Annotated in this window: 6 protein-coding genes and 1 pseudogene; 4 read left to right on the top strand and 3 right to left on the bottom strand. The window is 49.1% G+C overall.

The features are described 5' to 3' along the window. The 4 genes and pseudogenes from Q8K39_RS16290 to Q8K39_RS16275 all read left to right on the top strand — a co-directional run. Positions 1 to 301, top strand: a pseudogene (locus Q8K39_RS16290) (hypothetical protein); the annotation flags it as partial. 279 nt (positions 302 to 580) lie between these two features. Next, positions 581 to 1051: a prepilin-type N-terminal cleavage/methylation domain-containing protein gene (locus Q8K39_RS16285; protein ID WP_186956006.1), complete on the top strand. Its 471-nt coding sequence runs from the start codon at positions 581 to 583 to the stop codon at positions 1049 to 1051. Positions 1052 to 1509: 458 nt separating this feature from the next. Then, on the top strand, positions 1510 to 1977 hold the full coding sequence (locus Q8K39_RS16280; protein WP_186956005.1) for a prepilin-type N-terminal cleavage/methylation domain-containing protein: 468 nt from the start codon (positions 1510 to 1512) through the stop codon (positions 1975 to 1977). Positions 1978 to 2460: 483 nt separating this feature from the next. Further along, on the top strand, positions 2461 to 4932 hold the full coding sequence (locus Q8K39_RS16275) for a tetratricopeptide repeat protein (protein WP_305261812.1): 2472 nt from the start codon (positions 2461 to 2463) through the stop codon (positions 4930 to 4932). A gap of 57 nt (positions 4933 to 4989) precedes the next feature. On the opposite strand, the gene ggt is transcribed toward Q8K39_RS16275, so the two are convergent. The 3 genes from ggt to Q8K39_RS16260 form a co-directional block, all read right to left on the bottom strand. Then, on the bottom strand, positions 4990 to 6735 hold the full coding sequence (gene ggt, locus Q8K39_RS16270) for a gamma-glutamyltransferase (RefSeq protein WP_305261810.1): 1746 nt from the start codon (positions 6733 to 6735) through the stop codon (positions 4990 to 4992). A gap of 137 nt (positions 6736 to 6872) precedes the next feature. After that, on the bottom strand, positions 6873 to 7460 hold the full coding sequence (locus tag Q8K39_RS16265) for a 50S ribosomal protein L25/general stress protein Ctc (protein WP_186956002.1): 588 nt from the start codon (positions 7458 to 7460) through the stop codon (positions 6873 to 6875). 117 nt (positions 7461 to 7577) lie between these two features. After that, complete coding sequence (locus Q8K39_RS16260) at positions 7578 to 8540, bottom strand: ribose-phosphate pyrophosphokinase (RefSeq protein ID WP_186956001.1); 963 nt, start codon at positions 8538 to 8540, stop codon at positions 7578 to 7580. Positions 8541 to 8636: the final 96 nt, after the last annotated feature.

The raw sequence follows: 8636 nt of genomic DNA, 5'->3' as shown, positions 1-8636 counted from the left end.
TTGCTTCCAAGATAACAATGGTACATGGACTCAAGTTGGTGGTACAGATTGCTTTACATCTGGCCAAAATGGTATCCCAGTAGTTGCAACTTCCAAGTTCGTACCAGCTCTGCCAACAGTTGCTGCTGGCTCTGTCACAATGACTTCTGCTGCAACAACTACAGCTGGCGTTCAGTTGACTGGTGTTCTGACTCCATCTACCGTTTCTAACCAAGCAAACATGAAGTGGCAGTTTGCCGCAGCCAATTCTATCTGTAATGCTCAGCGTGGCTTGAAATCCGGTCAAGGTGGTTGCCCATAATTTAGCACGCTCTGGAAAAAGCCCTTCATTGATGAAGGGCTTTTTTATTTGTGCTAACGAAGATATTCCGGGTATTTAAGCAATTATTAACATTGCTGACAAATTATGGAGGCGTAAACAATATCAACGTTGAAAAAAAATTGGCATTTGAATAGCTTTGCCAATGCATGTTTATGGGGGGTGAGTGATTTGACAATGATGTTGTTAAATGATATATTTATTGCTCGATGGAAAGAGCAGTTCCTTATTTAACTTCACTTGAGTATTTCTATGAAAACCATGTCTAATCAGCTGCAACGCGGCTTTACTTTGATCGAATTGATGATTGTTGTGGCAATTATCGGTATCTTGGCAGCGATCGCTATTCCACAATATTCTGATTACACATCTCGTACCCGCGCAGCCGGCAGCAGAACGGAATTGAATAGCTTGGTGACTTCCATGTCTTCTTGCTTCCAGGATAACAACGGTACATGGACTCAGCCTGGTGGTACAGATTGCTTTACATCAGGCCAGAATGGTATTCCAGTAGTTGCAACTTCCAAGTTCGTACCAGCCCTGCCAACAGTTGCTGCGGGTTCTGTCACAATGACTTCTGCTGCAACGACTACAGCTGGCGTTGAACTGACTGGTGTTCTGACACCATCTACCGTTTCCAACCAAGCAAATATGGTATGGCAGTTTGCTCCAGGTGATTCTATCTGCAACGCTCAACGTGGCTTGAAATCCGGTCAAGGCGGTTGCCCATAATTTGGTGTTCTTAAAAAAAAGCCCTTCAGAATGAAGGGCTTTTTTTATATACGCTCAAGAAATGCAATCTCAAATCTGTCTGGTATGGAAATTGCTGTTAGCTTAACCGAGTAGCATTTATGCAGGAATTGCGCGAAGTTGGCTTGACAAGACTGTCACCGTAGGAAATGTTCTTAAAACTGATGTTTATGCGCTGGCAGTGACGATGTTGCCGGAAACCGGATAGTGCCGTCAGCGACGAATATAGTATTTTAGTATACGGCTCCTAAGAACCTGCAGCGTCGTTAAAGCAGGCGCAAGTCTTACTGCGAATGGTATGGAGCACATTGTGGTAAGTATTTTTCTAATGATATAGCGTTCAAATAGATTAACTTCTAAATCATGATGGAAGATCAGGTTTTCATCAGAAACCATCTGTTTGAACGTCGGGTCTGGTGTAATTTTTTCTGGAGATATAAATGAAAATTTCTTATCAACAAATGCAACGTGGTTTCACCTTGATTGAGCTGATGATTGTTGTCGCTATCATTGGTATTTTGGCAGCGATTGCAATTCCGCAGTATTCTGATTACACATCGCGTACGCGCGCTTCAGGCAGCAGGGCTGAGTTGAATAGCCTGGTTACGGCAATGACTTTCTGTTATTGGGATAATAGTTCCAACTGGACTAACTGCACAGCAGCGGGATCGAATGGAATCCCCGTTGTTTCAACATCAAAATTTATTGCTGCTCAGCCCATCCTGGGCGCGGGAACCATTGCACACACCAGCACAGCAACAGTGAGTGGCGCAGCGACGCAACTGACTGGCACACTCACGGCATCGACAATAAGCAACCAGGCAAATGTGGCCTGGACCTTTGGCGCAGGTGACTCTATTTGCAATGCTCAGCGTGGATTGAAATCAGGGGCAGGCGGTTGCCCATAGCGTCATTGGCCTTGTGTTGTTAAGCTTGTCCTTGGGAAATGAATACTTAAGGCAACAATTTATCTGAATGGCTACTTAGCTGAGGGATTAAGCGAGCATCTGAGGAATGACAGACTCTGAGCTAAGGCTGTTTATCCTTGATATTTTTTTCGACCATGGCCACAATGCTCTACTTGCTCAGCTGGCTGCCTCCAAAGAGGCCCACCTAACATTTCTGACGATTCTGTCGAACTTCATCTGCCTTCACATCATACTGCCTCTCCAGGAATAGTCTGTCATTGCCAAAACCATTCCGCAATCTACATCATGCCTGGTTCTCTGCCCATTCGTTGACTGAAAAATATGTCAGCATAAGCAGATGGCACAAATGCATTTTTATTCGAATAAGCTTTAGCAGAAAGAGTAAACTGTTTTCATGCAAGAAATGAATGTACAGTTCGCCATTTTGCGACCTTGGTTATTTAAATTTAGGAGAGTTCCCGAATGCTGAGCTGGTTCAAAAAACAGTTTTCTTCCAAGGATCAAACAACACGCGACAATAGAAAAAATGAGCGGGATACTCAAATTGTTGATCCGGAAGTCAAGGATAAGCGCCAGGCAGATCAGGAGCAGCTAGGAGATAACAGTTTTAAGAATGGTGATCTGGTGGCTGCTGCGCAGTATTTTCAACTGGCTATTTCAGCAGAGCCAGGCAAGGCCACTCTCTTTAATAAGCTGGGTGATGTTTTTTATGAGCAACAAAATTATACCCAGGCTGAAGGTCAGTATCGTCTGGCACTAGCATCTGATCCTGGCTACCTTGATGCAACAATGAATCTGGGTTTGACGCTGGATGCGCTGGGACGTTATGAAGAAGCGCTGGCTTGCTACCAGCATGTCATTCAGGCGCAGTCTGACAATCATCTTGCCTACTTCAATCTTGGCGTTACTCTGGCATCTCTAGGTCATATCAGTGATGCGCAAGCGGCTTACCTGAAGGTATTGGAGATAAAGTCAGGCTTTAGCCATGCGCATTACAATCTGGCGATTTTGTATCAACAACAGGGCAGGGCGGATGAGGCTGAGTCGCATTATTTGCGTACTTTGTCGAGTAACCCCGGACACTTCACCGCTTGCTGCAATCTCGGCAATTTGTACCTGCAAGATGGGCAACTTGATCTGGCGCGAGAGCGATTTTTACAATCTCTGAGCATGCATCCCCAGCATGTGGAATCTCTGCAGAGTCTTGGGCTAATTGCGCTGAAGCTTGGTCAGGCAGAGCAAGCGCAGACCTATTTGCAACAAGCACTGAGCTTGAATCCGCGATTAGCTGAAGCCATGGTCGGCCTGGGGGATGCCTACAAGATGCAAAACCTGTTATCAGAGGCGGAAGCGAGCTATCGCCAGGCCATTGCCATGCAGCCTGGCCTGGCGGGCGCTTATTGCAATCTGGGCATCACTTTGCATGAGAGTAAGCGCTATGGCGAGGCGATTGCTGTGTACCAGCAAGGCATTGCCAATGATGTCCATTCGGTATTGCTCTACAATAATCTTGGCAATACTTTCAGCATGATCAATCGTTTCGCTGAGGCAGAGGCTAGTTATGCGAAAGCCTTGCAATCTGGTGATAGCACAACTGAAACCTATTCCAATATGGCTGGATTATTCGCAGTCCAAGGTAAATTGGAAGAGGCTGAAAAGAGTTATCGAAGCGCAGTCAATCTTGATGCCGGGTATTCTGAAGCGTATAGCAATTTGTTATTTATGCTTAACTATCATCCTGACCGAAGTGCAGAAGACATTTTTGCAGCCTATCAGGACTATGAAAAGAGATATGCACTTCGCTACAAAAACGCTTTCTTGCCTTTTAAGAATGACAAAAATCGTCAGCGACGTCTAAAAATTGGCTATATTTCGCCCGATTTTTGTCGCCACCCTGTCCAGTATTTTCTCGAACCTTTAATGAGTCATCATGATAAGGCCGCCGTTGAAGTGTATGCCTATGCACAATTGAATACTCACGATAGTGTTACCGACCGCTACAAAACATATGCTGATCATTGGATAGACACTGCAAATTTGAGCGACGACAAGTTAAGTGAGCGCATACGGGAAGACGGCATTGATATCTTGATTGACCTTGCTGGTCACACTGCCCATAACCGCCTTTCGGTATTGGCGCGTCGGCCCGTCCCAGTGCAGGTGTCGTGGCTGGGGTTTGCCTATACGACGGGCCTGACAGCGATTGACTATTATCTGACGGACCACGTCAGTGCACCGCCGGGTAGTGAGCACTTGTTTGCAGAGCAAGTGTGGCGACTCAACACCCCATTGATCGTTTACCGGCCGGCCGCAGGCATGGGGGACGTTAATCTTCTCCCTGCCCTGAGCAGTAAAAACATCAGGATCGGTACCTTGACGAGATCAATACGGGTCAACCATAAAACCATCAGGACCTGGGCCGCCATTTTGAAGCAAGTGAAAAATGCCGTGCTCGTCATTGATAGTGCCAATTATCAAGACGCCGAATTGCGTCAAACTCTGATCAATAAATTTGCCGCGCATGGCATAGATGCGTCGCAACTCGATATTGGTTTTCACAGCCCACCCTGGGATACCTTGAGGTCGCTCGATATTGGGCTGGATTGTTTCCCGCATAATTCTGGCACTACCCTGTTTGAAACGCTGTATATGGGAGTGCCCTTCGTCACTTTGGCGGGGCGTCCTAGTGTGGGGCGCCTTGGAAGCAGTATCCTGGTGGGGGCAGGGCGTCCAGAGTGGATCGCGAATACGGAAGAGGAATACGTGGACAAGGTCGTAGCACTGGCGCAGGACATTCCACGCCTGGCGGAGATCAGGTCTGGCTTGCGCCAGGAAATGCAAAACAGCGCACTGATGGATGAAGTGGGTTTTACCCACGAAGTGGAACGTGCTTATCGTTCCATGTGGGAAAAATGGTGTGATGCTGAACAGTAAAGCAGCCTGAACAGGAGGAATCCTGCTCAGGTTGAATAGGAAAGTTCTTTGAAAAGCCTAAAACCCCAGCGCACTGCCGTCTGGATTGCGTGGATCAGAATAACCGGCAAAACCCTGCGGCATAATTTGTATGGTCTGGGTTTTGCCCAGGGTGGCTGCAGGGCGCAGCACCTGACCTTTTTGTTCCAGCAGGCGCAGGGTATCGATGCTGATCCCTTTTTCAAAGCGTAACTGGTCTGGCATCCATTGCTGGTGTATGCGTGGTGAGATCGTGGCTTCTGCCACGTTCATGCCATGGTCAATGACATTCAAGATGGTTTGCAGGGTCGTCGTGATGATGCGGCTGCCACCAGGGCTGCCTGTGACAAGATAGGGTTTGCCATCCTTGAGCACGATGGTTGGGGACATGGAGCTTAGAGGCCGCTTCCAGCCATGTACTGCATTGGCATCTCCCCCCAGCAAACCAAAGGCATTCGGAACGCCTGCCTTGACCGAGAAATCATCCATTTCATTATTCAGGACGATGCCCGTGCCTGTGGCTACGATGCCGCTGCCAAAGTTCAGGTTCAGCGTATACGTCGTGGCGACCACATTACCAAATTTGTCGGCCACGCTGTAATGCGTGGTCTGGTCGCTTTCATAGGGCAAAGGTTTGCCGGGCTTGATCTCGGCGGAAGGTGTGGCGCGGTCTGCATGTATTTTCTTGACCAGCTCGTCAGCGTAAGCACGCGAAGTCAGGGCCTTGGTCGGTACTTTGTAATAGTCCGGGTCACCTAAAAATTCAGAACGGTCAGCATAAGCCAGCTTCATGACTTCGCTGAGTTGATGCAAAGTCTGGGCGCTATTCGCCCCCTGTTCCTTGAGCGGATAATGTTCCAGCATATTCAGCATCTGGATGATGTGCACGCCGCCAGAACTTGGAGGCGGCATGGAGACTACTTCAAAGCCGCGATAATTGCCGCGCACGGGTATGCGTTCCACTGCCTTGTAATTCTTCAGGTCACTGGCTGAGATCAGGCCTTCATGTTGCTGCATTTCTGCGACGATTTTTTTTGCAATCGCGCCTTCATAAAATGCGGACGGGCCTTGCTCGGCAATCAGGCGCAGCGATTGTGCCAGGTCTTTTTGCAGCAAGCGCTCACCAGCCAGCAGGGGTTTGCCATCCTTAAAAAAAATTGCCTTGCTGGCTGGCCATTTGCCCAATTGCTTCTTGCTTGAATCGATCAGCTCAGCCAGATGTGGGCTGATGTCGAAGCCTTGTTCTGCCAGACGTATGGCGGGGGCAATCACATCTTTCCATTTCATGCTGCCGTATTTGCGCAAGGCCAGGTCCATGCCTGCCACCGTGCCAGGCACACCCACTGCCAGATGGCTATACAGGGACTTGCCAGAGATGACCTTGCCATTCACATCCAGATACATGTCGCGAGTGGCTTTTTCCGGTGCCAGTTCACGGAAATCCAGGGCGATATCCTTGCCTGACTTGCTGTCATGAATAACCATGAAGCCACCACCACCAATATTGCCGGCATTTGGCAAGACCACCGCCAGGGCAAAGCCAACTGCCACCGCAGCATCGACGGCATTGCCACCACGCTTGAGTATATCGAGACCGACCTGGGTCGCCAGCGCCTGCTCAGTCGCCACCATGCCTTGTCTGGCATACACCGGGCTGATGATGGGGTAGCTGGTATCGTATTTGATACCTGCAGCCAGTTGCGCCTGGCTGGCAGGGCTGACTAAGGCGAAGCACAGGGGAATGAGCAGACTCAGGCAAAGCTTGCGGCTAGAGGGGGAGGGCATGCGATTAACTCCGAAAATCAGTGATGTCAGAAATAGTAATACCATTTCTGACATGGCACGCAGATAAAGTATCCCTCAAGCAGAAAATAAAAAAGCCGCCCGAGGGCGGCTTTTCATTTAATCTGCATAAATGCAAATTATTTTGCTTCAGCTTCTGCAGAAGTTGCGCCAGCTGGCACAACAGCGATAGCAACAGTAGCGTCACCACCGTGTACAACAGCTGTCACGCCTTTTGGCAGTGTCAGTTGAGATACGTGGATGGATTGGCCGGCTTCCAGTTTGGACAGGTCAACTTCAACGAATTCTGGCAAGTCTGCTGGCAAGCAAGAAACGTCCAGTTCAACAGCAACGTGGCTGATCACTGCAGAAGACAGTTTCACAGCTGGGGATACGTCAGCGTTGACGAAGTGCAGAGGCACTTTAACGTGGATTTTTTGGTTAGGATCTACGCGTTGGAAATCAGCGTGCAAAACCAGTTGTTTGTAGGCGTGGACCTGGAAGTCGCGCAACAATACTTTTTCTGATTTGCCATCCACTTCCAGGTCCAGAATGGAAGAGTGGAATGCTTCTTTTTTCAATGCATGGTACAGCGCATTGTGATCCAGAGTGATGGATACTGGGGCTTCTGTACCACCGTAGATGATGCCAGGTGTTTGGCCAGCAAGGCGCAGGCGGCGGCTCGCTCCGGTCCCCTGTACATTGCGTGCAAATGCGATAACTTTCATGGTGTTACTCCAAAAAATGCAAAACATTGATTTGTTTTGCGGTGTTGAACCCCCGCGACCAGGGGCCCAGAAAAAAGCACCATCAATTGATGGTGCCGGAAATAATTTAGTCCGTATTTAGTCCGTAAACAAAGAAATGACGGACTCGCCCTTGGTAATGCGGCGGAAAGTCTCGGCCAGCAGGCTGTCACAAGACAATTGACGGATCTTGGGGCAGGCGCGGGCAGCTTCAGACAGCGGGATGGTATCAGTAACAACCAGTTCATCCAGTGGCGATTGCGAAATACGTTGTATCGCAGGGCCGGACAAGACGGGGTGAGTACAATAAGCCAATACCTTCTTGGCGCCGCGTTCTTTCAATACTTCAGCTGCTTTTGTCAGCGTACCGGCAGTGTCAACCATGTCATCCATGATGACGCAGTTACGGCCTTCGACTTCACCAATGATGTTCATGACTTCAGAGACATTCGCTTTTGGACGGCGTTTGTCGATGATGGCCAGATCGCAACCCAGGCGTTTTGCCAAGGCGCGGGCGCGTACCACGCCGCCTACGTCAGGGGAAACCACCAGCAAGTCTTCGTAATTCTTGGCAACCAGGTCACCCAGCAAAATTGGCGAAGCGTAAATATTATCAACAGGGATATCAAAGAAACCCTGGATTTGGTCTGCATGCAAGTCCATGATCAGGACGCGGCCAACACCCGCTTCTTCCAGCATATTGGCAACCACCTTGGCAGAAATCGCCACACGCGCAGAGCGTGGACGACGGTCCTGACGGGCATAACCAAAATAAGGGATAGCGGCAGTGATACGACCGGCAGAAGCACGTTTCAGTGCATCGACCATCAACATGATTTCCATCAGGTTGTCGTTGGTGGGTGCGCAAGTGGATTGCAGAACGAAGACATCTTTACCGCGGACGTTTTCATTGATCTCGACCATGACTTCGCCGTCAGAGAATTTGGAAACGTCTGCTTTACCGAGGGGAATGCCAAGTTGTTTGGCAACACCGGCAGCCAGTGCAGGATTGGCGTTGCCAGTGAAAACCATCATGTTGTCATTTGCGCGCGCATTTGCCATGGCTGGGACCTATCGGCTGAGATTTTTGTGGGTCTGGCTTATTTTGCATGGGTTTTACACAAAAAAAGCCGCTGATAAAACTGAAAAAGCCGCCGC

It is taken from the genome of Undibacterium sp., assembly GCF_030683615.1.
Classification (GTDB): Bacteria; Pseudomonadota; Gammaproteobacteria; order Burkholderiales; family Burkholderiaceae_D; genus Undibacterium; species Undibacterium umbellatum.
Note: the sequence above shows the minus strand (reverse complement) of the source record. Positions and strands in the feature narration are given on the sequence as shown.